This is a genomic window from Micromonospora sp. DH14 (assembly GCF_029809455.1).
Classification (GTDB): Bacteria; Actinomycetota; Actinomycetes; order Mycobacteriales; family Micromonosporaceae; genus Micromonospora; species Micromonospora parva.
The window spans coordinates 116,955-142,128 of sequence record NZ_JARVKT010000012.1 but is presented as its reverse complement, the minus strand read 5'-3'; the positions used below and the strand labels follow the sequence as shown (position 1 = coordinate 142,128).

The window sequence follows — 25,174 nt, the reverse complement described above, 5'->3', positions numbered from 1 at the left end:
GGGTGCGTTGGGCACTTTGAAGTGCGTACTGCCTGATCAACGGTAGCGGCTCTAGCTTTGTCCGAGGCGGCTCGATCAGTCGCGCCGCCGATCCCAGGCCGGCGTAAAGCGAGTACCACCACATGAACGTGAAGGAGTCAGACCATGACCGCCATCGCGATCCTCGGATCCGGAAACGTGGCCCGGGCGCTCGCCGACAAATTGAAGGACTCTGGGCATAAGATCATCATCGGATCCAGGGATCCGCGAGGTTCGGCAGTATCGGAGTGGGCTCGGGTACGCGACGTCAACGTGTCCGTCACCGATGTCTCCGACGCCGCCCAGTCGGGCGACGTCGTGATCAACGGTCTACCTGGCGCCGTGTCACTCAACGTGCTTCGAGGTCTGGGCCCAGCGCTGTCCGGCAAGGTTCTCGTCGACATCGCCAACGCCGTCGAGCAGGGCCCTGACGGCTTCGCCAAATCGCTGCTCTACCCCACGAGCAGCCTGGCCGAGCAGATCCAATACACACTGCCCCAGACGAAGGTCGTCAAGACTCTGAACACGGTCGGGCCAGCGCCCCTGATGGCCAACCCAACGAGCCTACCGATGCCGCTCTCGGCGTTCCTGTCCGGCAACGACCCCGAGGCCAAGGACGTCGTCGCCGATCTACTCTTCGACCTCGGGTGGCCGCGAGAGTGGATCATCGACCTCGGCGACGTGGTTACCGCCAGATGGCCGGAGAGCTTTGTCCTGATGGTTCGCCACCTTGTCACCGCTCTTGGACCAGTCCCGTTCGGCCTAGCCATCGCACGATAAGTCAAGCCCTTCGTCGAAGCGCTCGAGCCATATGAGCCAAACGCGATCAAGGCCGACCGGGATGGAAGGGATCCAGCCGTCGCTAGTTAGCAACGGGACGTCGTGCCGCTGCCAGGCCTAATCAGTCCTAGTCCAGGCGTCCGGGCTCAGCTTCGCCTGGTGCTCGCGCACACGCTTACGGCTTTTGGTGTAGCTCCTGACGTACCGGCCACGCACGTTGTCCACATCGGAAGCCGATGCCGACCACGGTCAAGGCAAGACCAGCGAGGGCAGTCCAATCCGAGGTTTTCATCGTGTTTCACGAGTGACGGAGTGGCATCTCGCGGCTCCGACAGGCTGAGCATCGCAGGCCTCGCTCAGGCGCCTCCAGGCTTGGTGCCAACGGCCACGATATCGAGCGGCCAGCGCCGCCTAGTGCTGTGACCGGAAACGTTGGCCGGTTTCAGGCCGCCGTCTTGGCGGGGGTCTGTCCCCAGCGGCGTTGTCGTTCGGAGCGGATCCGGGCTCGTTCGCGGCGTTGGGCGGCGAGGACGTCGGGGTGACGGGCGTTGGCGTTGCGCCAGCGCAGGTAGTTGTGCAGGGCTTGGGTCGCGGCGGGATGGTTGGGATGGTTCGACCCGGCCACGACGAACATCCGCAGCGGTCCGAAGTGCGCCTCGATCGGGTTCGCCCACGACGAGTACGTCGGGGTGAAGCACAACTCGACCCGGTTCCGGGCCGCCCACTGCCGGATCGTGACGCCGCGATGCGCGGAGAGGTTGTCCAGGATGACGTAGACCGGCGCGCCGTCAGGGCGGGCGGCCCGGATGCTCTTGAGCGCTGCCAGGGTGTTAGCCGCGGACTTTCGCCGGCGCACGACACCCCAGAGGGTGTCGTCGCCGACGCTGTAGCAGGCGTGGAACTGCCGGACCCCGTGCAGCTTGTGGTAGTTACCCGGGAGCCGGTCCGGATACCCGGCCCGAGTCCAGGACGCTCCAGCGTGTGGCCGGATCGTCAGCGGACCGAACTCGTCGAAGGCGAAGACCCGGTCCGGGAACGCCGTGGTCACCGCCTCGATCCGGGCGAGTTTCGCCTCAGCGTTCGGGTCGTTGGTCTCCTTCCACGTCTTCGTCCGCTGGAAGGTGATGTCGTGGCGGTGCAGGAACTCCCGCAGCCGTTCCCGGCCCACGAGCACCCGACGCGGGCCGTGGTTGTGAGCCAGGTAGTCCGCGAGTTTGCGCAGGCTCCACCGGGTGAACGGCTGGCCGAGCGCTTGCGGTCTGGTCTTGGCCGTCGCGACGATGAACGCTTCGTCGTCTTCACTGATTCGGCGGGGACGGCCACCCGCCCACCGAGGGTCCAGGCAGGCCAGGCCCATGTCGTTGAACCGGTGGATCACCTCACGGACCGCGTCCTCGTCCCCCTGCACCAGGCGGGCGATTGCCGCGACGGTGTTCCCACTGGCCGAAGCCATGATCACCATCGCCCGGCGCAACCGGATCGGAGACCCGGTCCCACGCCGCACGATCTGCTGTAGTCGCCGGCCCTCGTCATCACTGAGCCGACGAGCCCGGACAGGTTCTGCCATCCCGACAGCCTGAACCCTCCACCAGCCACCACCACAACCATTGACCGGCGTGTCACCCAACCCGGCCAACGTTTCCGGTCACAGCACTAGCGCCCCGACACAGCGCACAGGGTGCAAGTCGACGTCGGACGTCGTCAGTCGCGCCACTCCTTTGCGAGCAGCTCGTACGAGCCGACCCGGTCGCCGTGCGCGTGGGTGATCGTGGTGATCAGCAGTTCGTCGGCGGCGGTGACGTCCCGCAGGACGCGCAGCCGCTCGACGACCGTGCCGGGCGACCCGACGAACTGGGTGTCCACCCGGTCGGCGACGAGTTCACGGTCCTCGTCGGTCCACGGCAGCGCGGCGGCCTGCTCCGGGCGTGGAAACGGGATCGCGCCCCCACCGCTGCGGATGCTGCGTACCCAGGGCCCGTACGGCGCGGCGAGCCGACGCGCCGTCTCATCGGTGTCGGCGACGACCACGTCGGCGGAGACCACCACGTACGGCTGGGCCAGCACCGACGAGGGCCGGAACGCGGCCCGGTAGGCGGTCACGGCATCGAGCACCGACGAGGGGCTGACGTGGTAGTTCGCGGCGAACGGCAGACCGAGCGCGCCGGCGAGTTGGGCGCTCTCGCCGCCGCTGCTGCCCAGCAGCCACACCGAGAGGTCGCTGCCCTCCCCCGGCACGGCGTGCGCGTCCAGACCGTTTTCGTCGGTGTAGTCGCCGCGCAGCAGGGCCAGGACATCGGCCACCTGGTCGGCGAAGGCCGGCGGCTGCGCGCCCGGTTGGTGCAGCAGCGCGCTGGCCAGCGCGAAGCGCGGTGAGGCGAGCACGCTGGCGTAGGAGAAGGGCGGCGGGATCAGCAGTCCGTCGACGACGCGGGCCTCGACCCGTGGCGGGTCGGCGGGGGCGGTGACGGCCCGTGCCGCCTCGACCCGGCGTTGCCCGGACCGGCCGAGTCCAAGGTCGATCCGCCTGGGGTAGAGCGCAGCCAGGGTGCCGAACTCCTCGACCACCGACAGGGCGGTGCGGTGACCGACCTGGACGGCGCCGGAGCCGACGCGGATGGCGCTGGTGGCCGCGGCGACCTGCCCGATGAGCACCGCCGGTGCCGAACTGGCGACACCCGCGGCGAGGTGGTGTTCGGCCAACCAGTAGCGCTGGTAGCCGGATTGTTCGACCCGGCGGGCCAGGTCGACGGTGTTGCGCAGGGCGTCGGCGACGGTGCCGCCGGCGGGCACCGGCGACAGGTCGAGGACGGACAGTGGCGTGGATGGCATGGTGGGTTTCCCGTCTCTCTCAGACCGCCGGCGCGGCGGTCACCGCCGGTGCGAAGGGGCGACTTGGTATCTCTCGACGCAGCACCGGCGCCACCTCGGCCTGGAACAGCTCCAGGCTCTCTCGGTGCTGCTTGTCGGTCAGCCCGTCGTGATCGGCCTGAAGGTGCATGACCTCGTGGCCGAACTCCGCGTGATAGCGCAGCACCTTGTCGACGATCTGCTGCGGGCTGCCGACCAGGATCGAGCTGCGCTCGATGGCGTCCTCCAGAGTGGGAAAGACCGTCGGTACGCCGAGCCGCTGGAACGCGGCGACCCGGGCGTCGAAGATCGGCCGGTACCGCTCGATCGCCTCCTGGGAGGTACGCGCCACGTAGAAGCCGGCCGAACCGGCGCCGACCAGGGCGTCGGCCGGGTCGTGGCCGTAGTGGACCCAGCGGTCCCGGTAGTGGCGGATGAGTTCGGCGTACGGCCCGATGGGGTTGGTGACGTTCGCGGAGAAGAGCGGGTCGCCATAGCGGGCGGCCAGGTCGACCGACTCCCGGCTGGTGGCGCTGCCGTGCCAGACACGGATGGGCTGTTGCAGCGGGCGCGGCCAGGTCTCGGCTTCGGTCAGCGACGGCCGGTACGTCCCCGACCAGGTGACCCGGTCCTCTCGCCAGAGCCGACGGAACAGCTCGTAGCCCTCCCGGTTTCGGTCCCACTGGTCCTCGGCCGTGACGTGGAACAGTTGGGCCTGCGCGGCGCCGTTACCCTTGCCGATGATCAGTTCGAGTCGGCCGCCGGAGAGGTGGTCGAGGGTGGCGTAGTCCTCGTACGCGCGGACCGGGTCGAGCAGGCTGAGCGTCGTGACGGCGGTGAAGAGCCGGATGGTGGACGTCCGGGCCGCGATGTGGCTCAGCACCACCGGAGGCGAGGAGGAGATGAACGGCCGTTCGTGCCGCTCGCCGACGCCGTAACCGTCGAAACCGAGTTCCTCGGCGAGGACAGCCGTGCCGACCACCTCCCGGAACCTCTCGGTGGTGGTGCGGCGCTCACCAGTGACCGGGTCGGGCAGATGCGTGATCAGGGTGATCAGCAGGAACTTCATGCGGGGACCGTCACTTTCGGTGGCAGGGTCAGGGTCGGGCGCACCGTCAGGGCCAAGCAGCGCGAGTACGGCAGGGTGTCGTACGGGGCGAAGACCGGGATCGGCTGGTAACCCGCCTGCTCGTAGCGGCGGATCGCGTCGGGTTGGCGGTCGCCGGTCTGTAGCACGATCCGTACCGCGCCGAGCTGACCGGCGGCCTCCCGGGCCGCGTCGAGCAGACTCCCGGCGATGCCGCGCCGCCGATGAGCGGGCGGTACGTACATCCGCTTGAGCTCCAGGTCGGGACCCTGCCACCGCAGGGCGGCGTGCCCCACCGGCGTGGCGTCGGCCGTGTACGCCACGCCCGTCCACGCGACCGAGCCCGGGCTGAGCACCTGGGCCGTGGGCAGGTGGATCGGGTCGTCGGGGCGGTCGGCGTACCGGTGGCGCAGTTCGGCGGTCATGGCGGCCCGCAGGGCGACGGCGTCGGTGTCGTCCCACCGCCGGCGGCAGACCGTGACGAGCGTGGTCACGCCGCACCGACGCGGCCGACCGGGCGGGCGGGGCCGAGACCGAGGTGGTCGCGCAGGGTGGTGCCGGTGTACTCGGTGCGGAAGACGCCGCGTTCCTGCAGCAGCGGGACGACCTGGTCGACGAACTGGTCGAGACCGCCAGGGGTCAGGTGTGGCACCAGGATGAATCCGTCGGCGGCGTCGGACTGGACGAAGTGGTTCATCCGGTCGGCGATCCGTCGGGGGGTGCCGATGAAGGACTGCCGACCGGTGACCTCGATGATCAGGTCACGGATGCCGAGGCCCTTCTCCTCGGCCAGGGCGCGCCACCGGCGGGCGGTGCCGACCGGGTCCGGGTACATGCCGGCCCGGCCTCGGCTGATCGCGTCGGCGCTCACGTCCGGATCCTCGACGGGCAACGGGCCCTCCGGGTCGTACGCGGACAGATCCCGGTTCCACAGCTGTTCCAGCAGCAGGATCGCGGTCTGCGGGCTGACCTGCTGGCGGCGGATGTGGTGGGCGCGTTCCTGCGCCTCGGCGTCGGTGTCGCCGAGCACGAAGGTGACCCCGGGGATGATCTTCAGGTCGTCGGGGTGGCGGCCGTGTCGAGCGAGCCGGGACTTGACGTCCCGGTAGAACTCCTGGCCGTCCTCCAGCGTGCCGTGCCGGGAAAAGATCGCGTCGGCGCTGGACGCCGCGAACTCCCGTCCGTCAGGCGAGTCGCCGGCCTGAAGGATCACCGGGTGCACCTGCGGGCTGCGCGGCACGGTGAAGTGCCCGGCGATGTCGAACTGGTCGCCGTGGTGGGCGAACGCGCCGGGGTCCGCCTCCGTCACGTACCGGCCGCCGTCGCGGTCCCCCACGATCGCCTCCGCCGGCCAGGACTCCCACAACTCGCGGGCGGTCCGGAGGAACTCGGCGGCCCGCTCGTAGCGCAGGGAACGGTCGAGGTAACCGCCCCGGCGGAAGTTCTCCCCGGTGAACGCGTCGGAGGTGGTCACGACGTTCCAGGCGGCGCGACCACCGGAGAGGTGGTCGAGGCTGGCCAGTTGGCGGGCCAGCTCGTACGGCTCGCGGAAGGTGGTGTTCAGGGTGCCGGCGAGCCCCAGGTGGCTGGTGACGCTCGCGAGGGCGGCCAGCAGGGTCAACGTGTCCGGACGGCCCACCACGTCCAGGTCGTGGATGCGCCCGCGCTGCTCGCGCAGGCGCAGCCCTTCGGCGAGGAAGAAGAAGTCGAACTTGCCGCGCTCGGCGGTGCGGGCCAGGTGGACGAACGAGGAGAAGTCGATGTGGCTCCCGGAGTCGGGGTCGCTCCACACCGTCGTGTTGTTCACGCCGGGGAAGTGCGCGGCCAGGATGATCTGCTTGGGCATGGCGGTCTCCAGGTATCAGGCGGTCGCCGCGACGGCGTACCGGCTGGCCGGTCGGGGCAGGCCGAGCAGGTCGCGCAGTGTCCCGCCGGGATATCCGGTGCGGAACAGACCCCGTCCCCGCAGCGCGGGCACCAGCGCACGGGTGATCAAGGTCAGGTCGTGGGGAAGCACTGCGGGTCGCAACCGGAAACCGTCCACACCCGAGCGCTGCCAGGTGGCGAGCAGGTCCGCCAGGTCGGCCGCCGTTCCGGTGAAGGTGGCCGCGTCCGAGCTGGGCTCCTGGCCGTGCAGCTCGTCGAGACGCGCACCGCGTCGGCGGGCGAGGGTCGGCGACTCGTCGAGCAGGACATTCAGGTCGGCGAGCACGCGCAGCGGCGGTTCGGTCCGGCCGACGGCCGCCTCGGCGGCCCGGACCTCGGCGACGATCGCGGCGGCGTGCGCGGCGTCGGTCGGGGTGACGAAGACGACGTCGGCGTGCCGGGCGGCGAAGGCGTACGGCACCGACGAGTGGGCCAGCGCGGCCACCACCGGCTGGCCCTGCGGGGAGCGGGGCACGATGGAGGGGCCCTTGACCGAGAACCACCGACCCACGAAGTCGATGTAGTGCAGCCGTTCCCGGTCGACGAACCGTCCGCTGGCGACGTCCCGGATCTCGGCGTCGTCCTGCCAGCTGTCCCACAGCCGGCGGACCACCTCGACGGCGTCGCCGGCCTCGGCGAAGAGGTCATCGACGAGTCGGACGATCTCCGGGTCGTCGAGCCGGGCCGGATCCAGCGCGGGGATCTCCCGACGGCCGAAGTGACCGGCCTCGGCTCGCCGGGCGGAGACCCGGGGCCGCCAGCCGGCCCGGCCGCCGCTGAGGTGGTCGAGCGTGGCGACCCCGGTGGCGAGGTGGAACGGTTCGGTGTGGGTGGTGCTGGTGGTCGGCACCAGCCCGATGTGCCGGGTCAGCGGGGCCAACCGGGCCGCGATCTGCACCGCGTCGAGGCGTCCGCGGAGCTGGTCGACCCGGCCGTCGGGGCCGTCGGGTCGCGTCGACTGGAGGTCCAGGCTGTCCTCGAAGGTGAGCAGGTCCAGGGCGGCGCGCTCGGCCTCCCCGGCGAGGGCCGCCCAGTAGCGGGCGGTCAGCGGCGCCGACGCACCGGCGCGGGAGAGACGCCAGGCGGCCGGGTGCCAGCCGAGGCCGTCGAGGGCGACTGCCAGGTGCAGGGTCTTCTCGGTCATGGGCGTTCCTCCTGCGGTCGGCCGGCGGCGACGAGCGTGGGCAGCGCGTCGAGCAGCGATCGGGTGTAGTCGTGTCGGGGGTAGGTGAAGACGTCGCCGACCGGTCCCTGCTCGACCACCCGCCCGTCGTGCATCACCAGCACCCGGTCGCTCAGGTGGTGCACCACGCCCAGGTCGTGCGAGATGAACAGCAGCGCGGTGCCGTCGACGGCGCGTAGCTCGGCCAGCAGGTCGAGGACCTGCGCCTGGACGGAGACGTCGAGGGCGGAGACCGGTTCGTCGCAGATGATCAGACTCGGTCGCGGGGCGATCGCGCGGGCGATGGCGACCCGCTGCCGTTGCCCGCCGGAGAGCTGTCGAGGGTGCCGATCGAGCAGGTCCGCGCCGAGACCGACGCGACGCAGCAGCTCGACGACGTGTTCGCGGCGGTCGGCGCGGCTGACGTCCGGGTCGAGGTTCTCCGCGACGACCCGCCCCACCGGGTAGCGGGGGTCGAAGGAGCTCAGCGGGTCCTGCGAGATGAGCTGCAATCTGCGCCGTAGCGGGCGGCGGGCCCGTTCCGGCACGCCGGCCCACGCGGTTCCCTCAAAGGTGACGGCGCCCGCGTCGGGGTCGAGCAACCCAGTGACGATCCGGGCGACGGTGCTCTTACCAGAGCCGGACTCGCCCACCAAGCCGAGCGTCTCGCCCCGGGCGATGGTGAAGGAGACGTCTTGCACGACGGTGTGCTCGCCGTACCTCTTGGTGAGGCCGCTTACGTCGAGCACTGTGTCGTCGGCGCGGACCTCGGGCCGGGCGGGCAGCGCCGCCCGTGCGCCCCCGGGCGGGGGTGCCCCGGCGAGCCGGCGGCCCCGCGAGGTGGCGGAGGGCACCGCGGCCAGCAACTGCCGGGTGTACGGATGTTCCGGTGCCCGCAGCAGCCGGTCGGTGGGTCCGTGCTCGACGATGCGACCGTCGCGCATGACCAGCACCCGGTCGGCGACCTGGGCGACCACGGCCAGGTCGTGACTGACCAGCAGCAGGCTCACCCCGGCGGCCCGCCGTTCGGCGAGCAGCCGCAGGATCTGGGCCTGCACGGTGACGTCCAGCGCGGTGGTCGGTTCGTCGGCGATGAGCAGGGCCGGTTCCCCGGCGATCGCCGAGGCGATCAGCGCGCGCTGCCGCAGCCCGCCGGAGAGCTGGTGCGGATACTGTCGCGCCCGACGCTCCGGCTCCGGCAGGTGGACCAGGTCGAGCAGGTGGGCGACCCGACCGGCCCGTTCCCGGCGGCCGACGATGCCGTGGGTGGTGAGCACCTCGCCGACCTCGGCGCCCACCGTCCGCAGCGGGTCGAGGGAGACCAGCGCGTCCTGGAGGACCAGCCCGGCGAGGCGTCCACGGACCCGACGCCAGTCCCGTGCGCGGTGCGTCCGCACGTCCTCCCCGGCCAGGTCGAGCCGGGCGGCGCGGACCCGTGCGCCCGGGCCGGCAAGACCGACCAGGGTACGGGCGGTGACGCTCTTGCCGGAGCCGGACTCCCCGACGACTGCCACGCACTCGCCACGCTCGACGGTGAAGCTGATCCCGCGCACCGCGGCCACCGGGCCGGTCGGGGTGTCGAAGTCGACGTGCAGGTCCCCGACCGTGACCAGCGGCGCCATCAGCGCCGCCGCCCGTCGAAGCGGGCCTGCCAGTGCCGGCCGACGACGGTCAACGAGACCACGGTGGCGGTGACGGCCAGGCCGGGCAGGATGCTGATCCACGACGCCACCTGGAGGTAGTTGCGCCCCTCGGAGAGCATCGCGCCCCACTCCGGCGACGGCGGCTGGGGGCCCATGCCGAGGAAGCTGAGCCCGGCGGCGGCCAGGATCGCCTCACCGAGCCCGATCACGGCGAGCACCGGCACCGGGCCGACGACGTTCGGCAGCACGTGCCGCAGCACCAGCTGCGGCCGGGACTGCCCGAAGGTGACGGCCTGTTCGACGAAGCCGGAGCGGCGGACCAAAAACGTCTGACCACGAACCACCCGGGCGTGGTGCGGCAGGGTGGCGATACCGATGGCGCCGATCAGGCTGGCCGTGCCGGGGCCGGCGATGGCGATGAACAGCAGCGCCAGCAGCAGCATGGGGAACGCCGACAGCGCGTCGAACGTGCGGCTGAGCGCCTCGTCGGCGACCCGGTGCGTGAGCCCGGCGAGCAGGCCGAGCAGCACGCCACCGGTCACCGCGATCGCGGTGGCGGCGACACCGATGGTGAGCGAGTGTCCGGCGCCGTGCACCACCCGGGTCAGGACGTCGCGGCCGAGGTGGTCGGTCCCGAACCAGTGCGCCGCGCTGGGCGGCGACAGCACGGCGAGCGGGTCGGCGGCGAGCGGGTCGGCCGGGGCCAGCGCGGCAGGCCAGGCCGCCGCGATGACCAGCAGGATCAGGTACGCCCCGGCGACGAGCAGGCCGGGCCTGGGCCGACGGCCTCTTCGCACGACCGGGGTGGGCGGGGCGGTGCGGGCCAGCGCGGGGGCGTCGCTGGATAGCGGGCCGAGGGTGACGGTCATCGGTCAGCTCCTTCTCAGGCGCGGGTCGACCAGCAGGTACGCCAGGTCGGCGGCGGTGTTGACCACGACGTAGCCGGCGGCGGACAGGGTGACCACGGCCAGCACCACCGGCATGTCCTGGTTGGAGACGGCCGAGAGGATGACCTGGCCAAGGCCGGGCCGACCGAAGACCTGTTCGACGATGACGGTGCCGCCGATCACAATGCCGAAGACCCAGCCGGCAAGGCTGACGGCCGGCAGCAGGGCGTGCCGCAGCGCGTGACGCAGCAGCACACCCCGTTCCCGGACGCCTCGCGACCGGGCGGTGAGCACGAACGGCTGGTCGAGTGCCTTGTCGATGCCGTCGCGGAGCACCTGGGCCAGCAACCCGGCGATGGGCAGCGCCAGGGTCACGGCGGGCAGCACCAGCGCGCCGACCCCCTGATCACCGGAGACCGGGAAGAACGTGAACCGGAACGACAGCACGCTGAGCAGCAGGAGCCCGATCAGGAACGACGGGGTGGAGACCAGCAGCAGTTCGGTGCCGGAGCTGAGCCGGCGCAGCCACGGTCGCCGGTTCCCGGCGGTGGCCACCGCGATGACCAGGGCGAGCAGCACCCCGAGCCCGGCGGCGGCGACCGCGAGCGCGAGAGTGGGGAGGAGCTGTTCGCCGATCACGTCGGAGACCGGACGTTGCAACAGGTAGGAGCGGCCCAGGTCACCGTTGACGAGCCGCACCAGATAGTCGCCGTACTGCACCATGGCGGGCCGGTCCAGACCCCACTGGGCGATGATCTCGGCGCGGATGTCCGGGGTGTCAGCGCCGTCGCCGATGATGTTGTCCACCGTGTCGCCGGGAGCGGCCAGCAGTGCCAGGTAGGCGGCGGTCGCGGCGACCCAGAGGACGACCAGGCCGGCACCGATCCGACGGGCCACCGCGCGCAGGGCTGTCACTTCCCGATCCACAGGTCGTACGCGCTGGCTGGTACGCCGGCGGTGGGTTCGAAGCGCACCCCGCCGACGCTGGTGCTGGCGGCGATCTGGTCGGCCGGAGCGTAGAGCGGCAGCAACAGTGCCTGCTCGGCGACGACGCGCTGCTGCAGTTCGGCGTAGATGTCGGCCCGCTTCGCCGGGTCGGCGGTGACCTGGCCGGATTCCAGGAGCTGGTCGATGCGCGGATCGTTGACCCGGGCGCGGTTGATGCCGCCCTTCGAGTGCAGCAGCAGGTTGAGCGCGGCACCGGCGTCGGTGTCGGCCCGGGAGTTGTCGAACACCTCGTACTCGTTGCGCTCGAACGCCTCGTTGGCGGTGCCCTGGTCGACGAGAGAGACCTTCAGGTCGATGCCGGCGCTCTGCTTGACCGCGGCCTGCACGGCCTGGGCGAGGACGTCGCGACGGTCCCGGACGAAGGGCGCGGACTGCACCAGCCGTACGGTGAGCCGCTTGCCGTCCTTCACCCGGAAGCCGTCGGCGTCCCGGGCAGTCCAGCCGGCCTGGTCGAGCAGGGTGTTCGCCTTGGCGGCGTCGCCGCCGTATCCGCCTTCGAGGCTCTTGTCGTAGAGCGGGCTGGACGGGCTGATCACACTCCAGGCACGGGTGGCGGTGTCCCGGTAGACCGACCGCAGCACGGTGTCGACGTCAATGGCCTCCCGGAACGCCTGCCGGACCCGCAGGTCCTCGAAGGGGGCATGGGAGCTGTTGAAGTAGTAGGAGTAGGCGGAGCCGGAGTTGAGTTCGCGGCTCAGTCGCAGTCTCGCGTTGCCGGTGACCAGTGGCTGGTCGGTGGCGGGTACACCCTCGACGAGCTGCACCTGACTCGACGTGATGGCGCCGACGCGGACCGCCGACTCCTTGAGGAACCGGTAGGTGATCTCGTCGAGGTAGGCGGGGCCGGTGTGGGTCGCGCTGGGCGGCGCCCAGTCGTAGCCGGGGTTGCGCCGGTAGTGCAACTCCTGACCGGGGACGTAGCGGTCCAGCACGAACGGTCCGGTGCCGACCACGTCGACGCCGCCGGCCTTGAGGTTCTTCGCCTCGCGCAACGACTTCGGCGAGATCTGGGCGCCCTGCGGGGAGGCGAGGAAATCGAGGATGAGCACGTCGGGCTTGGTGAGGGTGAGCCGTACGGTGCGCGGGTCGACCACCTCGACGGCCTTGAGGTTGCGCAGTTGCACGGCGGCGACGGCGGGGGCGTACCCGGGTTCGCGGAGTTTGTCGATGTTCGCCTTCACCGCCCCGGCGTCCAGGGGCGTGCCGTCGGAGAAGGTGACGCCGTCGCGCAGTGTCAGCGTGTACGACGACCCGTCCGGGGCGGTCTGCCAGCCGGTGGCCAGCCACGGCACCAGCTTGCCCTGCTTGTCGTAGGTGAGCAGGGACTCGAAGGTGTTCCAGACCAGTAGGCGGGCCTTGGCCTGGGCGTACTGGTGCGGGTTGAGGGTGATCGGCTCGGTCTCCACGGCCCAGGTGAGGCTTCCGCCGGAGCGGGGTTGACCGGCGGCTTCGGCGGCCGGCGTGGCGGCGGTGGAGCAGCCGGCGACGACGGCGAGCAGCGGGGCGAGCGCGGCGGCGGCGAGGGTTCGCAGACGGTTGGCGGGCATGGCGAGGTCTCCTGTCCAGGCGGGCGGTTCGGGTACGCCGACACGCGGCCCGGCGCGGTGGGCGCGGGTCGTCACGGGTCGGTGCGGAGGGCTCGGCGGTCGGCTCGGCGTTGAGCGCCACCCCGGCGGGCCGGTGGGGCGGGCCGGGTAAGCGGGGTGCCGGTCAGGCCAGACAGGAACTCGACCACACCCGACCGAAGTCGATGTGGCCGCGGATCGTCAGCCGCAGCTCGCTGGACATGAGCCGAGTCCACCTTTCCCGCACGGTGGTGTCAACGAATCGCCCGACGGATGTCGGCTATCGCACGTGAGGACGCCGATTCGTTGACGCAATACCTACTATGGCTATAGGATTTACAGGGAATGTGTCCGGCGGGTCGACCTGGACCCGCGCTGTGCCGGGACCGAATCCGCCGGACACGTCACCGCTCGGGTGCGTCAATCCAGGTCGAGCAGGACCTTGCCCGGCACCCGCCGCTCCCGCAGCGCCTCGATCGCGACCCCGAGGCGACGCCACGAGCCGCGCCAGCCGATCGGCGCCCGCAGCACCCCCCTGAGCCACGAGGTCCATGAGCAGCGCCAGATCGGCGGCCGGGGCGGAGGCGTCGCCGAAGGACCGTAGCGTCCGGGATGCGCCCGGGGCGAAGGTGGAGTTCACCGGAAAGACAGCCGGCTCACCGGATGCCCAGCCGATGCTGTGCAGCACCCCGCCCGGCGCGAGCAGGCCCCACGCGGCCACCAGTTGGGCGCCGCCCACGGTGTCCAGCACCACGTCGACCGGGTCGCCGACACCCGTCAGGCCAACCACCACCTCGTCGGCCCCCAACGCCGCCAGCCCGTCGCCCCGGACCGCCGACCCGACCGCGGCGATCACGTACGCTCCCCCGTGCCGAGCCAGCTGGACGGCCACCCGGCCCACTCCCCCGGACGCCCCGGTGATCAGCACGCGACGCCCGGACAGCGGACCGGACTCACGCAGTGTTCGAAGCGCGGTGAGGCCGACCATCGGCAGCGCGGCAACCTCGGACAGGTCGACGTCGGGGGGAACCACCGCGACGCTGTCCAGGTCGAACACCGCGCGTTGGGCCCACGCCCCCGGCCCGAAGGCGAGCACCCGGTCTCCCACCCGGGGACCAGGGCCACTCTCGGCGGCGCGCAGCACCTCGCCGGCGGCATCGTGCCCGAGAACTCGTCCGGCCGGCCAGAGATCGAGGTGACGGATCTCGCCGGCGTTGACGGCGGCGTGCCGCACCTCGACGAGCACCTGCCCCGGCCCGGGTACGGGCTCGGGGACATCGATAGCCCCGAACCCCTCGACGACGTCCGGAGCGGCGACGATCGCACGCATAGCAAGCCTCCAAGTCCTCGCGAGGTTCTCGACAGGTGGCCCACGCTGACGATCCTGTCGACCTTGACCGGCGAGAGACACCGGCCCAATGGTCAGGCGGCGGCGCGACGGGCCGTGCCGTCCGGTGCGTCCGCGAGACCGGCGTAGCGACCCCGGTGGTAGAGCAACGGGGAGCCGACGTCGGCGTGCCGGAGCAGCTCCGGCTCGGCCAGCACGACCACGTGATCGCCGACGACCACCCGGTCGACGACCCGGCACGCCAGCCAGGCCAGGGTGCCGTCGAGGATCGGCAGTCCGTTCGGCCCGGGCCGCCAGCGGGTCGGAGCGGCGAAGCGGTCGATGCCGCTCGTGGCGAAGGTCTGTGCCAACTCGTGCTGGCCGTGGGCGAGCAGGTGCACCGCCACGTGCCGGGCCTGCGCCAGCGTCGGCCACGTGGAAGCGCCGAGGTTCAGGCAGAACGAGACGATCGGCGGCGTCAGCGACACCGACGTGAACGATGTCGCGGTGAAACCCACCGGCGGCGCTCCGGGGGCGGTGACCACCGTGACGGTGCTGGCCTGGTGGCGCAGCAACCTGCGCAGCGCGTCGACGTCGGCGTCCGTCGGGTCGTCGGTGGACGAGGTCATGCGTTCCTCCCGAGGGGTGAGGTACGGAGCGCTAGGAACGGGCGGCGAGGTCGGCCGTCAGCCGCTCGAACGGGATCTTTTCGCCGGCCTCGACGGCGACCGGCAGCCGGTTCTCCGTCGGTGGCAGCGGGCAGGTCGCGAAGTCGGTGTAGGCGCACGGCAGGTTGACGGCCCGGTTGAAGTCCAGCGTCACCCGGCCGTGCTCGTCCGGCGCCCCGACCGCCAGCGACCGGTTGGCCCGGTAGGTGGTGACGCCGGAGGTGCTGTCGGTGAACAGCACCGAGAGACTGCCGGGTGTCAGCCCGTTGAACGCGGTCAGGCTCAGCGGCAGCCCGTCGACGCTGAACTCGATCCGACCGGGCGCGTCGTAGACGTGCTGGAGGCCCTCCACGGCAGCGCCGACGGTGGTCGGTCGGGGATCGTCGAACGCCACGAACTGCCCCTGGAGCACCCACCGCTCGGTGGGCGGGTAGGTGGCGGTGCCCCGGTAGCGCGTCCGCAGCGGGTGGTCGGGGCGTCGAGGTCGGAGGATGTCGTGCCCACCCCGCCGGGCCACCTCGAGGACGCCCCCGTCGATGTTTACCGTGATGCCGGAGCGTTCGGCGATCGCCCCGAACTCATGCCTGTCCCGGACGCGCCGGCCGTCGACGACGATCTCCTCGTCGTCGGCGACGGTCACCACCGGCCCGCCCGTCCCGGTGTGCCACGTTCCGGGCACACCGGGGAACCGCTGCGGCTCCGCGGCGAGCCAGTGCAGTCCGGCCACGGCGAGGAAGCCGTGGCCGTCCGCCCGCGCCTCCTCGTGCCTGCGGTGCCACTCCTGCCAGTCATCGGCGAACGTGCGGGTGGATTGTGTGGCGTCGGCGGGTGCGGTTGGTGCGAGATCACTGGTCATGACCGATCCCTCTCGTTGACGTGCGACCGCTCGGAAACGGGTGTGGAGCTGCCGGACGCGAGCCGGCGGGACGACGCCCGACGGGCAGGGACCGCCCGCTCAGGCCGGAAGGGTCGCCACGCGACAGAGCTGCGCGGCGACCCGCATCAGGTCGACGACCCGGCGGGAGGTGAACAGCCGAACAGGCAGCATGGACCGATTTTCCTACCAAACAAGTAGGATTTCAAGCCCCCGGAGCCAGGCGGCACCGGGTGGTGCCAGGCCGGATCCGCCGGGATCGCTGGTGCTGGATGTCGTGATGGCGTATCGCCGACGAGTCCCAGGGCCTGAAATCCCACTTGACACGTAGGAATTGTGGGTTAGCGTCGTATCCGTGACCAGCCAACACACCCTGCTTCGGGGCACCGCCATCGCGGTGTCGCGGGGATGCTGCCGTGGCTGGACCACCGCCTGCGGCTGCTGCCGCTGAGCCCGCGCTCCCCTCTTCCCCACTCGCGCCGCCGGCTCGACGACGACCGGCAGCCGACTCCTCGCACCGATCGACGGTTGCTCGCCGCCCTACGTCCACGCGTACTCGTGGCGGCACGCAGCTGTCTTCATCGACCCAGGAGGACAGCCATGACCGTCATCGCCGAACCCACGACTCCGGTCAACCCGGACACCTTCCGTGCTCTTCTACGCCGGCACGCCGCCTCAGTCGCGGTGGTCACCGCCGCAGGCGAGCCACCGGTCGGATTCACCGCCACCTCGCTGACGTCGGTGTCGCTACGGCCGTCGCTGGTGTCGTTCTGCCTGGCCCGATCGTCGTCGAGCTGGCCGACAATCGCCGACGCGGAGCACGTCGCCGTACACCTGCTCGGCGAGAACCAGGAGGACGTCGCGCGGACCTTCGCGACGAGCGGCATCGACCGGTTCGCCGCACATCCAGCGTGGCGGTACGGGCCGCACCGGGTGCCGCTACTGGACGAGCCGGTCGCGTGGCTCCTCTGTCGCGTGACCCAACGGGTGCCCGCGGGCGACCACGCAATCGTGATCGCCGAGCCGCTGGTCGCCAGTCACCGAGACGGTGCTCCTCTGCTCTACCACATGGGGCGCTACGCCGCCCTGCAACCAGCGACGAAGGAGTTGTAAGTGACGTCACCCTCCCTCCTGGACCGTCGGGCGTTCCTGTCCGCGACCCTCGGCGCGGTCGCACTGGGCCTGACCGCCTGCGCCGGCGACGACACCCCCGACGTGGCGTTGGCCGCGGGCGCGCCGCTGCCTGAGGCCGTACCGAAGGGCACCAAGCTGGTCGTCGGCGACAAGGAGCACCAGAAGGCGATCGAGTTCTCCGGCGAGGCGGACAAGTTCAGCTTCGAGGTGGAATGGGCGAACATCAGCGGCGGCCCGCAGACCCTGGAGGCATTCCGCGCGAAGGCGCTGGACATCGGCTCGGTGGCGGACATCCCGCCGATCCACTCGCATTGGACCGGCATCCCCACGAAGATCGTGGCCTCGAAGTTCCGTCAGGACCCGCTCAACCACGCCATCTACCGGCTCGGCGTCGCACCCGGCCTGACGGTCGCCACCCTCGCCGACCTCCGCGGGAAGAAGATCGCGTACAGCCCCGGGCAGGCGCAGGGAGCACTGGTGCTGCGGGTGCTCCACAAGGCCGGCCTTACCAAGAAGGACGTCAAGCTGGTCGAGCTGCCGAGCACCGGTGACGTCTACAACACGGCGCTCGCCAGCCGCCAGGTCGAGGTCGCGCCGATCGGAGGGGTGCAGATCAAACGGTACGAGACCAAGTACACCCGGGACGGCGCCACGACGATCGCGCACGGCCTGCGCGACGACCCCGGTCACCTGTACGCGCCCGTCACCGTGCTCGGTGATCCGGCGAAGGCGGCGGCGATCCGCGAGTACGTGCAGGCGTGGGCGCGGGCCTGGCGGTGGCGCGAGGCCAATCCCGACGAGTGGATCGAGCGGTACTACGTCAAGGACCAGGGCCTGACCGCCGACGACGGCAGGTGGCTGGTCCAGAACGGCGGCGTGGCCGACATCCCGGTGAGTTGGACCGAGGCCATCGCCCGGCACCAGGAGACCATCGACCTGCTGGCGAAGGAGACCGGCAACAAGCCCCTGAAGGCGGAGGACCTGTACGACCGACGGTACGAGTCGGTGGGCGCGCAGGCCTTGACTGCCGGAGGTGCCCAGTGACCGCCTCGACCCTGGCCCGACCTCGGTCGGACGCCGCCGCTCCCACCGGCCGGCCGCGACGCCGGCTCAAGCCGGGCCGCCCCATCCCGTTCGGGGCGGCGATCGGTCCGACCCTGCTCCTGGCGGTGTGGACGGCCGGCTCGGCGGCCGGCTGGATCGACCCCCGCACCCTGTCGGCGCCCTGGACCGTGGTGACCACGGCCGGTGACCTCATCGCCGACGGCCGACTACAGGACAACCTGGCCGTCTCGGCGCAACGGGCCGGCCTGGGCCTCGCCATCGGCACCGCCGTCGGCACGCTCCTGGCCGTACTCGCCGGTCTGAGCCGGTGGGGCGAGGCCATCCTCGACGGGCCGATCCAGATCAAGCGGGCCATCCCGGCGCTCGCGCTGATTCCGCTGCTCGTGCTCTGGTTCGGCATCGGCGAGGAGATGAAGGTCATCACCATCACGCTCGGCGTGTTCGTGCCCGTCTACATCCATACCCACAACGGGCTACGCACCATCGACAGCCGGTACGTCGAACTGGGCGAATCGCTGCGGCTGCGGCGTACCGCCTTCATCCGCCGGATCGTGCTTCCCGGCGCGCTGCCCGGCTTCCTGCTCGGCATGCGGTTCGCGGTCGTCGGGGCCTGGCTGTCCCTGGTGGTCGTCGAGCAGATCAACTCGACAAGCGGCATCGGCTACATGATGGAGCTGGCCCGCCAGTACGGCCAGACCGACGTCATCATCGTCGGACTCGTGCTGTACGGCCTGCTCGGGCTGCTGTCCGACGGCGCGGTGCGGCTTGCGCAGAGGAGGGCGCTGTCGTGGCGACGCACGCTGGCGGACTGACCGCCTCCCGCGCGGTACGAGTGCAGGGCCTGGCGCGAGGATTCGGGGACCGGGTGGTCCTGGACGGATTCGACCTGGAGATCGGCACCGGCGAGTTCGTCGCGCTGCTGGGGCGCAGCGGCTCGGGCAAGAGCACCCTGCTGCGTGCGCTCGCCGGCCTGGATGGCGATGCCACGGGGTCAGGCCTGGCCGACGTACCGGAGAACTCCTCGGTCGTCTTTCAGGACGCCCGACTCCTGCCATGGCAGCGCGTGCTGGACAACGTCGTTCTCGGCCTGCGCGGGCCGGACGCCATCGAGCGCGGCCGTGCGGCGCTCGGCGAGGTCGGCCTGTCGGGCAGGGAACAGGCCTGGCCCAGCGAGCTGTCCGGCGGCGAGCAGCAACGCGTGGCGCTGGCCCGGGCGCTGGTGTCCGAGCCGGACCTGCTGCTCGCCGACGAGCCGTTCGGCGCGCTGGACGCGCTGACCCGACTGCGCATGCACGCCCTGCTGCGCGTACTCCATGCCCGGCACCGACCCACGGTGCTGCTGGTGACACACGACGTCGACGAAGCGATCACCCTGGCCGACCGGGTGCTGCTGCTGGACAGCGGGCGGATCGCCGTCGACCTCGCCATCGACCTGCCGGCACCGCGGTCGTACCGACAGCAGCAGTTCCTCGCGTACCGCGAGACCCTGCTGCGGGCGCTCGGCGTCGACGAGACGGAAGGATGAGCATGCTGCACCTCAACGCGTTCCTGATGGGCGTCGGCCACCACGAGGCGGCCTGGCGGCTGCCGGAGAGCGACCCGTTCGCGCAGACCGACGTCGCGCACTTCACCCGGCTGGCGCGCATCGCCGAGCGGGGCAAGCTGGACTCGCTCTTCCTCGCCGACAGCCCGGTGCTGTGGAACAGCATCGGTCGACGTCCGGGCGGCACGCTGGAGCCGACCGTGCTGCTCACCGCCCTGGCCGGCGCGACGAACCACATCGGGCTCATCGCGACGGCGTCGACGACGTACAACGAGCCGTTCAACCTGGCCCGCCGGTTCGCATCGCTGGACCACATCAGCGGCGGCCGGGCCGGCTGGAACATCGTCACCACCGCCGGCGAGAAGGCCGCCCGGAACTTCAACCTCGACGATCTGCCGGCGCACCGGGACCGGTACGAGCGGGCAGCCGAGTTCATCGAGGTGTCGCAGAAGCTCTGGGACAGCTGGGACGACGCCGCGCCGCTGGGCGACAAGGACGGCGGGCGGTGGGGCGACGACGAACTGCTCTACCCGCCGGAGCACTCCGGGCGGCACTTCCGGGTCGCCGGACCGCTCAACGTCCCCCGCTCCCCGCAGGGCTATCCCCTGCTGGTACAGGCCGGGTCCTCCGAGGACGGCAAGGACCTGGCCGCCCGCTACGCGGAGGCCGTCTTCACCGCCCAACAGACGCTCGACGAGGCGCAGGCGTTCTACCACGACCTCAAGCGGCGTACCGCGCAGGCCGGCCGCGACCCGGACACCATCAAGATCCTGCCGGGCATCGTGCCGGCCATCGGGTCCACCGAGGCCGAGGCCCGCGCGCTGGAGGAGGAGCTGGACCGGTTGATCAAACCGGAGTACGCCCGGCAGCAGCTCGCCACGACGTTGCGGATCGCCCCGGAAGACCTCGACCTGGACAGGGAACTGCCCGCCGACCTGCCGAGCGAAGACGAGATCGAGGGTGCCAAGAGCCGTTACACACTGATCGTCACGCTGGCCCGGCGCGAACGCCTGACCGTCCGCCAACTCATCGGCAGGCTCGGCGGCGGACGCGGGCACCGGACCTTCGCCGGCACACCGGAGCAGGTCGCCGACGCCATCGAGGAGTGGCATCGCAGTGGCGCGGCCGACGGCTTCAACATCATGCCTCCCGTGCTGCCGTCCGGGCTGGAGACGTTCGTCGAGCACGTCGTGCCGATCCTGCAACGCCGCGGGTTGTTCCGCAACGAGTACACCGGGACCACCCTGCGCGAGCACTACGGGCTGCCCCGACCTGCCAACCAGTTCACGCGGCCGCTGGCGACAGCGAACCGCTGACCCGACACGAAGGAGAAGTCATGGTCGACCAGCGACCCTTCGGACGCACCGGCGTCCGCATCAGCTCCCTGACCCTCGGCGCGATGAACTTCGGACAACGGGGCAACCCGGACCACGAGGACGGCATCCGGATCATCCACCGGGCCCTCGACGAGGGCATCAACGCCATCGACACCGCCGACGTCTACTCCAACGGCGAGTCGGAGGAGATCGTCGGCAAGGCCCTCGCGGGCGGGCGGCGTGACGACGTCTTCCTGGCCACCAAATTTCACGGGCAGGTCGGTGACAACCCGCAGCACCGGGGCAACTCCCGCCGCTGGATCGTCCGATCGGTCGAGAACAGCCTGCGCCGGCTCGGCACCGACTGGATCGACCTCTACCAGGCACACCGGCCGGAGCCGGAGACCGACTTCGACGAAACCCTCGGGGCGCTCACCGACCTGGTACGCCAGGGCAAGGTCCGCTACATCGGCACGTCCACGTTCGAGCCGTCGGCCATCGTCGAGGGCCAGTGGATCGCAGAGCGGCGCGGGCGGGAACGGGTCGTCAGCGAGCAGCCGCCGTACTCCATCCTGGCCCGCGGCATCGAACGCGAGGTGCTACCGGTGGCCCAGCAGTACGGGCTGGCGGTCATCCCATGGAGCCCTCTCGCCGGCGGCTGGCTGTCCGGCCGCTACCACTCCGGGCTGACAGCGCCCATCTCCGGACGCGCCGAGAGGCTCCCGGCCCGCTTCGACCCGACCCTCCCCGCCAACGCCGCCAAACTGATCGCCGTCGAGGAACTGGCCACGCTCGCCGACGAGGCCGGACTCTCCCTCATCCACCTCGCCATCGCCTTCGTCCTGGAACACCCGGCGGTCACGTCGGCGATCATCGGACCGCGCACCCTGGCACACCTGGAGTCACAGCTCGGCGCCGCCAAGGTGACGCTGTCCAAGGACGTGCTGGACCGGATCGACGCCATCGTCCCGCCCGGCACCACCCTGAACCCGGCCGACGCTGGCTACCAGCCGCCGTCACTGGCCGACCCGGCGCACCGCCGGCGCGGCGGGACGACGCCACGCGCCGCCGGGCCGGCCCGGTGAGCAGCCGTGGCGCGTCGCCTTCCCTCCGGTTCCAGCCCTCCCACGCGAGGAGACACCGCATCATGACCCTGTCGAGCCTCCGCGGCTGGCGCCACGGCGTGACGCTGATCACGGCCGCCGTCCTGGTCGCCGGACTGCCCGCAGCGCCGGCCGCCGCCACCACAACGACCGACACCGCTCTGGAGTGGTACGACGCCACCGCTGCCGCCGTCGCGACCGGCACCCGGCCACAAGTCACCAACAGCCGCGCGTGGGCGATCAGCTGGCTTGCCGCGGCCCGCGCCACCCGCACCGCGCCCACCGGAAACCCCCGCCACTACCGGGACGCCGCGCTCGCGTCCGCCGTCCATACCGCGCTGAGCACCCTGATACCCGACGGTGCCGCCGCGCTCGACACGGCACTGCACACCACCTTGGGCCGGATCCCCGACGGGCGGGCCAAGGACCGGGGCGCGGCCGCCGGCCGTGCCGAAGCACAACGGCTGCTGGGCCAGCGCACGGGCGACGGGCTCGACCCCGCCTCGGTCAACCCGGCGTATCCGAACCCCGAACCGGGTCCGGGTAGCTGGCAGCCCACCCCACCGAGCTTCTCCCCCGCCCAGCAGGCCGGAACCCGCTTCGCCCGGCCTTTCCTGCTCGACCGCGCGGACCGGTACCGGCCCGGTCCACCGCCCGCGCTCAACTCGGAGCGCTACCGGGCGGACCTCGCCGAGGTCCGGGCGTACGGGGCGGTGGACAGCGCGGTACGCACACCGCAGCAGACCGACACGGCGACGTTCTGGCTCGGCTCCTCACTGACTCTCTACACCGGGATCCTGCGCGCCGCGCTCGCGCAGTCCACCGGGCCGGTCGCCGGGCGGGCGAGCCTCGTGGCCATCTTCCACGTCGCGCTCGTGGACACCCAGATCGCGACCTCCGACGCCAAGTACGCCCACCTCCGCTGGCGACCGGTCACCGCCATCCGGGCCGACGCGGGCGGCGATCCGGCCTGGACGCCGCTGCACACCACGCCGGCGCACCCGGACTACCCGAGCGGGCACAACACCTACTCCGGGGCCGCCGAGCAGGTGCTCACCGCCCTGCTGGGACCGCAGGCCCGGGTGCCGTACACCATCACCAGCCCGAGCCAGCCCGGCGCCACCCGGACCTACCGCGACTGGCAGCGACCCACCAGGGAGAACGTCGACGCCCGGGTGTGGTCGGGCATCCACACCCGTACCGCGGACGAGGCCGGCGTCCGGCTCGGCCGCGACGTTGCCGCGCACACGCTGCGCAACGCACCACGACTGTTCCGCTGACCGGACCCACCGGGGCGGGGCGGCCATCGCCGCTCCGCCCCCGAAGCGGGGAGACCCACTGATGAGCCCAAAGTTCCTCTGCTACAACCCGAACCAGGTCGAGCCCGGTCACCGCGGCGACGACCGGCCGACGTCCAACTCTTCCGGGGCGCCGCTCAACCGTGGCGGCAGGTCATCGGCGCGGCGAATCGAGGTGGCCCGGTGAGCGACAGACCGTCGTCGACCCCGGACGTCGTCGTGCTGGTGGGTAACCCTCGTGCCGGGTCGCGTACCCGGGGCACCGCCGAGGCGGTCGCCGCGGCACTCCTGGATCGGCTGAACGAATCACCGAGCGCCGTCCAGGTGCTGGAGCTGGCCGAGATCGTCGGAGTGTCCTTCGGACCGGAACCGGCGTACGGGGCGAAGACCGATGCTGATCCGTTCGCGGCGGTCCGGTCGGCGCGGCTGCTGGTCGTCGCGACACCGACGTACAAGGGCAGCTACACCGGGCTGTTGAAGATCTTCCTGGACCAGTTCGGGCACCGGGAACTGGCCGAGGTGGTCGCGGTGCCGATAGCCGTGGCCGCCGCACCGGCGCACGCCGAGGCGGCCGCGTCGGCCCTGCGCGACGTGCTCGTCGAGCTGGGCGCACAGGTCCCGGCGCCACCGCTCGCCGTGCTCGAGTCGCAGCTGGCAGACGTGTCCGACATCGCGGCGCAGTGGGCCGACCAGCACACCACCGCGATCGGCGCACAGCGGGCCGGCGTGGCGTGACCCGACCCTGACCCGGCTCACCCCGCAGGTGGCTCGGTCACCGCCCGCTGCGGGCGATGACCGCTGCCGCCATTCCACCGAACTGGAAGGCCGCCACCGATGAGTTCCGAGTTCCTCTGGTACATCCCGAACCAGGTCCACCCCGGCCACCGGGGAGACGACGTGATCGACAACCACAACAGCCTGGATACCCTCACCGGCCACGCCAGGGCTCTTGAGGAGCACGGGTGGGGCGGCGCGCTCATCGGGACCGGCTGGGGACGGCCCGACACGTTCACGGTCGCCACCGCGCTCGCCGCCCGGACGACCACGTTCCAGCCGCTGATCGCGATCCGACCCGGCTACTGGCGGCCCGCCAACTTCGCCTCCGCCGCCGCGACGCTCGACCACCTCAGCGGTGGCCGAACGCTGATCAACATCGTCTCCGGCAAGGACGACCTGGCGGCCTACGGCGACGGCGAGAGCGACCCGGCCCACCGCTACGCCCGCACCAGAGAGTTCCTCCAGATCGTCCGGAAGCTGTGGACCGAGGAGAGCGTCACCTACCAGGGCGAGCACTTCACCGTGACCGGCTCCACCCTGGCGCTCCGACCGGTCGTCAGCGGCGAACGCAGACATCCCCGGCTCTACTTCGGCGGTGCCTCCCCCGCCGCCGAAGAGGTGGCCGCCACCGAGGCAGACGTCCAACTCTTCTGGGGCGAGCCACTAGACGGCGTGGCCGATCGGATCGAGCGACTCACCCAGCTCAGCGAGAAACTGGGACGCGAGCACGCCCCGCTGGAGTTCGGGCTGCGGGTCACCACACTGGTGCGGGACACCACCGAACAGGCCTGGGCCGATGCCGAAGCCAAAGTCGCCGACATGGCCGAACGCACGGGCGCGGTACGCGACCAGAACTGGCAGACCGCCGTCGGTCAGCGCCGGCTGCTCGACCTCGCCGCCCGCGGAGAGATCCTCGACGACAACCTCTACACCGCCCCTGGCAGATACGGTGGCGGCGGAGCGGGCACCACGTGGCTGGTGGGCTCCGCCGAGGACGTGGCGAGCTCGCTGCGCAAATACCAGCGGCTGGGCGTCACCCACTTCGTGCTCTCCGACACGCCCTACCTTCCCGAAATCACGCGCCAGGGCGACCAACTGCTGCCACTGCTGCGCACCTGAGGCTGTGCCGCGGAACCTATGTGGATC

At 71.4% G+C, this 25,174-nt stretch carries 24 protein-coding genes; 11 read left to right on the top strand and 13 right to left on the bottom strand.

Translation table 11 applies throughout. From position 1 onward, the window contains the following. The first annotated feature begins 144 nt into the window (after positions 1–144). A complete protein-coding gene (locus QCZ28_RS17930) occupies positions 145–798 on the top strand; it encodes an NAD(P)-binding domain-containing protein (protein WP_279517713.1) in 654 nt (217 codons plus the stop codon). A gap of 442 nt (positions 799–1,240) precedes the next feature. Here QCZ28_RS17930 and QCZ28_RS17925 read toward each other — a convergent pair whose 3' ends face one another. The 13 genes from QCZ28_RS17925 to QCZ28_RS17865 all read right to left on the bottom strand — a co-directional run bounded on the left by QCZ28_RS17925 (position 1,241) and on the right by QCZ28_RS17865 (position 15,774). Then, positions 1,241–2,365: an IS630 family transposase gene (locus QCZ28_RS17925; protein ID WP_279517712.1), complete on the bottom strand. Its 1,125-nt coding sequence runs from the start codon at positions 2,363–2,365 to the stop codon at positions 1,241–1,243. Between the two features lie 134 nt (positions 2,366–2,499). Further along, entirely contained in the window at positions 2,500–3,627 is a 1,128-nt protein-coding gene (locus QCZ28_RS17920; RefSeq protein ID WP_279517711.1) for an LLM class flavin-dependent oxidoreductase, read from the bottom strand. A 19-nt stretch (positions 3,628–3,646) separates the two neighbouring features. After that, entirely contained in the window at positions 3,647–4,714 is a 1,068-nt protein-coding gene (locus tag QCZ28_RS17915) for an LLM class flavin-dependent oxidoreductase (protein ID WP_279517710.1), read from the bottom strand. Continuing rightward, a complete protein-coding gene (locus QCZ28_RS17910) occupies positions 4,711–5,226 on the bottom strand; it encodes a GNAT family N-acetyltransferase (protein ID WP_279517709.1) in 516 nt (171 codons plus the stop codon). Before QCZ28_RS17910 ends, QCZ28_RS17915 begins: the two co-directional genes overlap by 4 nt. Then, positions 5,223–6,578, bottom strand: coding sequence for an NtaA/DmoA family FMN-dependent monooxygenase (locus QCZ28_RS17905; protein ID WP_279517708.1), 1,356 nt, complete (start codon positions 6,576–6,578; stop codon positions 5,223–5,225). The genes QCZ28_RS17910 and QCZ28_RS17905 overlap by 4 nt, the downstream gene beginning before the upstream one ends. Before the next feature lie 15 nt (positions 6,579–6,593). Continuing rightward, positions 6,594–7,802, bottom strand: a complete 1,209-nt coding sequence (locus tag QCZ28_RS17900; protein WP_279517707.1) for an LLM class flavin-dependent oxidoreductase — start codon at positions 7,800–7,802, stop codon at positions 6,594–6,596. Further along, positions 7,799–9,442 (bottom strand): ABC transporter ATP-binding protein, encoded by a 1,644-nt coding sequence (locus tag QCZ28_RS17895; protein WP_279517706.1) that lies wholly within the window; start codon positions 9,440–9,442, stop codon positions 7,799–7,801. Before QCZ28_RS17895 ends, QCZ28_RS17900 begins: the two co-directional genes overlap by 4 nt. Beyond that, positions 9,442–10,332 (bottom strand): ABC transporter permease, encoded by an 891-nt coding sequence (locus QCZ28_RS17890; protein ID WP_279517705.1) that lies wholly within the window; start codon positions 10,330–10,332, stop codon positions 9,442–9,444. Before QCZ28_RS17890 ends, QCZ28_RS17895 begins: the two co-directional genes overlap by 1 nt. A gap of 3 nt (positions 10,333–10,335) precedes the next feature. Continuing rightward, entirely contained in the window at positions 10,336–11,265 is a 930-nt protein-coding gene (locus QCZ28_RS17885; RefSeq protein ID WP_279517704.1) for an ABC transporter permease, read from the bottom strand. After that, entirely contained in the window at positions 11,262–12,905 is a 1,644-nt protein-coding gene (locus QCZ28_RS17880) for an ABC transporter substrate-binding protein (protein ID WP_279517703.1), read from the bottom strand. Before QCZ28_RS17880 ends, QCZ28_RS17885 begins: the two co-directional genes overlap by 4 nt. Positions 12,906–13,203: 298 nt before the next feature. Beyond that, the gene (locus QCZ28_RS17875; protein WP_279517702.1) at positions 13,204–14,253 is read right to left on the bottom strand and encodes a zinc-binding dehydrogenase; all 1,050 of its coding nucleotides are present in this window, start codon (positions 14,251–14,253) and stop codon (positions 13,204–13,206) included. Between the two features lie 92 nt (positions 14,254–14,345). After that, positions 14,346–14,879, bottom strand: coding sequence for a flavin reductase family protein (locus tag QCZ28_RS17870; RefSeq protein ID WP_279517701.1), 534 nt, complete (start codon positions 14,877–14,879; stop codon positions 14,346–14,348). A 31-nt stretch (positions 14,880–14,910) separates the two neighbouring features. Then, positions 14,911–15,774, bottom strand: coding sequence for a DUF1684 domain-containing protein (locus QCZ28_RS17865; protein WP_279517700.1), 864 nt, complete (start codon positions 15,772–15,774; stop codon positions 14,911–14,913). 618 nt (positions 15,775–16,392) lie between these two features. Between QCZ28_RS17865 and QCZ28_RS17860 the strand changes: the two genes are divergently transcribed. The 10 genes from QCZ28_RS17860 (at position 16,393) to QCZ28_RS17815 (ending at position 25,147) form a co-directional block, all read left to right on the top strand. Then, on the top strand, positions 16,393–16,905 hold the full coding sequence (locus QCZ28_RS17860) for a flavin reductase family protein (protein WP_279517699.1): 513 nt from the start codon (positions 16,393–16,395) through the stop codon (positions 16,903–16,905). Beyond that, the gene (locus QCZ28_RS17855) at positions 16,906–17,970 is read left to right on the top strand and encodes an ABC transporter substrate-binding protein (protein ID WP_279517698.1); all 1,065 of its coding nucleotides are present in this window, start codon (positions 16,906–16,908) and stop codon (positions 17,968–17,970) included. It begins immediately after the preceding gene. Beyond that, a complete protein-coding gene (locus tag QCZ28_RS17850) occupies positions 17,967–18,803 on the top strand; it encodes an ABC transporter permease (RefSeq protein WP_279517697.1) in 837 nt (278 codons plus the stop codon). The genes QCZ28_RS17855 and QCZ28_RS17850 overlap by 4 nt, the downstream gene beginning before the upstream one ends. Then, the gene (locus QCZ28_RS17845) at positions 18,779–19,516 is read left to right on the top strand and encodes an ABC transporter ATP-binding protein (RefSeq protein WP_279517696.1); all 738 of its coding nucleotides are present in this window, start codon (positions 18,779–18,781) and stop codon (positions 19,514–19,516) included. The genes QCZ28_RS17850 and QCZ28_RS17845 overlap by 25 nt, the downstream gene beginning before the upstream one ends. Further along, positions 19,513–20,850 (top strand): LLM class flavin-dependent oxidoreductase, encoded by a 1,338-nt coding sequence (locus QCZ28_RS17840; protein ID WP_279517695.1) that lies wholly within the window; start codon positions 19,513–19,515, stop codon positions 20,848–20,850. The genes QCZ28_RS17845 and QCZ28_RS17840 overlap by 4 nt, the downstream gene beginning before the upstream one ends. 20 nt (positions 20,851–20,870) lie before the next feature. Continuing rightward, positions 20,871–21,935: an aldo/keto reductase gene (locus QCZ28_RS17835; protein WP_279517694.1), complete on the top strand. Its 1,065-nt coding sequence runs from the start codon at positions 20,871–20,873 to the stop codon at positions 21,933–21,935. Positions 21,936–21,997: 62 nt separating this feature from the next. Further along, positions 21,998–23,233, top strand: coding sequence for a vanadium-dependent haloperoxidase (locus QCZ28_RS17830; protein WP_279517693.1), 1,236 nt, complete (start codon positions 21,998–22,000; stop codon positions 23,231–23,233). A gap of 61 nt (positions 23,234–23,294) precedes the next feature. Continuing rightward, positions 23,295–23,438: a hypothetical protein gene (locus QCZ28_RS17825; protein WP_279517692.1), complete on the top strand. Its 144-nt coding sequence runs from the start codon at positions 23,295–23,297 to the stop codon at positions 23,436–23,438. Next, complete coding sequence (locus tag QCZ28_RS17820) at positions 23,435–23,986, top strand: NAD(P)H-dependent oxidoreductase (protein WP_279517691.1); 552 nt, start codon at positions 23,435–23,437, stop codon at positions 23,984–23,986. Before QCZ28_RS17825 ends, QCZ28_RS17820 begins: the two co-directional genes overlap by 4 nt. A gap of 99 nt (positions 23,987–24,085) precedes the next feature. After that, positions 24,086–25,147: an LLM class flavin-dependent oxidoreductase gene (locus QCZ28_RS17815; RefSeq protein ID WP_279517690.1), complete on the top strand. Its 1,062-nt coding sequence runs from the start codon at positions 24,086–24,088 to the stop codon at positions 25,145–25,147. Positions 25,148–25,174: the final 27 nt, after the last annotated feature.

What these genes read in the sequence shown, in the direction of transcription:
- QCZ28_RS17825 (WP_279517692.1), top strand. Translation starts at nt 23,295, where the DNA reads ATGAGCCCAAAGTTCCTCTGCTACAACCCGAACCAGGTCGAGCCCGGT.
- QCZ28_RS17840 (WP_279517695.1), top strand. Translation starts at nt 19,513, where the DNA reads ATGAGCATGCTGCACCTCAACGCGTTCCTGATGGGCGTCGGCCACCAC.
- QCZ28_RS17870 (WP_279517701.1), bottom strand. Translation starts at nt 14,879, where the DNA reads ATGACCTCGTCCACCGACGACCCGACGGACGCCGACGTCGACGCGCTG.
- QCZ28_RS17920 (WP_279517711.1), bottom strand. Translation starts at nt 3,627, where the DNA reads ATGCCATCCACGCCACTGTCCGTCCTCGACCTGTCGCCGGTGCCCGCC.
- QCZ28_RS17915 (WP_279517710.1), bottom strand. Translation starts at nt 4,714, where the DNA reads ATGAAGTTCCTGCTGATCACCCTGATCACGCATCTGCCCGACCCGGTC.
- QCZ28_RS17875 (WP_279517702.1), bottom strand. Translation starts at nt 14,253, where the DNA reads ATGCGTGCGATCGTCGCCGCTCCGGACGTCGTCGAGGGGTTCGGGGCT.
- QCZ28_RS17860 (WP_279517699.1), top strand. Translation starts at nt 16,393, where the DNA reads ATGACCGTCATCGCCGAACCCACGACTCCGGTCAACCCGGACACCTTC.
- QCZ28_RS17930 (WP_279517713.1), top strand. Translation starts at nt 145, where the DNA reads ATGACCGCCATCGCGATCCTCGGATCCGGAAACGTGGCCCGGGCGCTC.
- QCZ28_RS17815 (WP_279517690.1), top strand. Translation starts at nt 24,086, where the DNA reads ATGAGTTCCGAGTTCCTCTGGTACATCCCGAACCAGGTCCACCCCGGC.
- QCZ28_RS17895 (WP_279517706.1), bottom strand. Translation starts at nt 9,442, where the DNA reads ATGGCGCCGCTGGTCACGGTCGGGGACCTGCACGTCGACTTCGACACC.
- QCZ28_RS17880 (WP_279517703.1), bottom strand. Translation starts at nt 12,905, where the DNA reads ATGCCCGCCAACCGTCTGCGAACCCTCGCCGCCGCCGCGCTCGCCCCG.
- QCZ28_RS17905 (WP_279517708.1), bottom strand. Translation starts at nt 6,578, where the DNA reads ATGCCCAAGCAGATCATCCTGGCCGCGCACTTCCCCGGCGTGAACAAC.
- QCZ28_RS17835 (WP_279517694.1), top strand. Translation starts at nt 20,871, where the DNA reads ATGGTCGACCAGCGACCCTTCGGACGCACCGGCGTCCGCATCAGCTCC.
- QCZ28_RS17830 (WP_279517693.1), top strand. Translation starts at nt 21,998, where the DNA reads ATGACCCTGTCGAGCCTCCGCGGCTGGCGCCACGGCGTGACGCTGATC.
- QCZ28_RS17925 (WP_279517712.1), bottom strand. Translation starts at nt 2,365, where the DNA reads ATGGCAGAACCTGTCCGGGCTCGTCGGCTCAGTGATGACGAGGGCCGG.
- QCZ28_RS17865 (WP_279517700.1), bottom strand. Translation starts at nt 15,774, where the DNA reads ATGACCAGTGATCTCGCACCAACCGCACCCGCCGACGCCACACAATCC.
- QCZ28_RS17890 (WP_279517705.1), bottom strand. Translation starts at nt 10,332, where the DNA reads ATGACCGTCACCCTCGGCCCGCTATCCAGCGACGCCCCCGCGCTGGCC.
- QCZ28_RS17900 (WP_279517707.1), bottom strand. Translation starts at nt 7,802, where the DNA reads ATGACCGAGAAGACCCTGCACCTGGCAGTCGCCCTCGACGGCCTCGGC.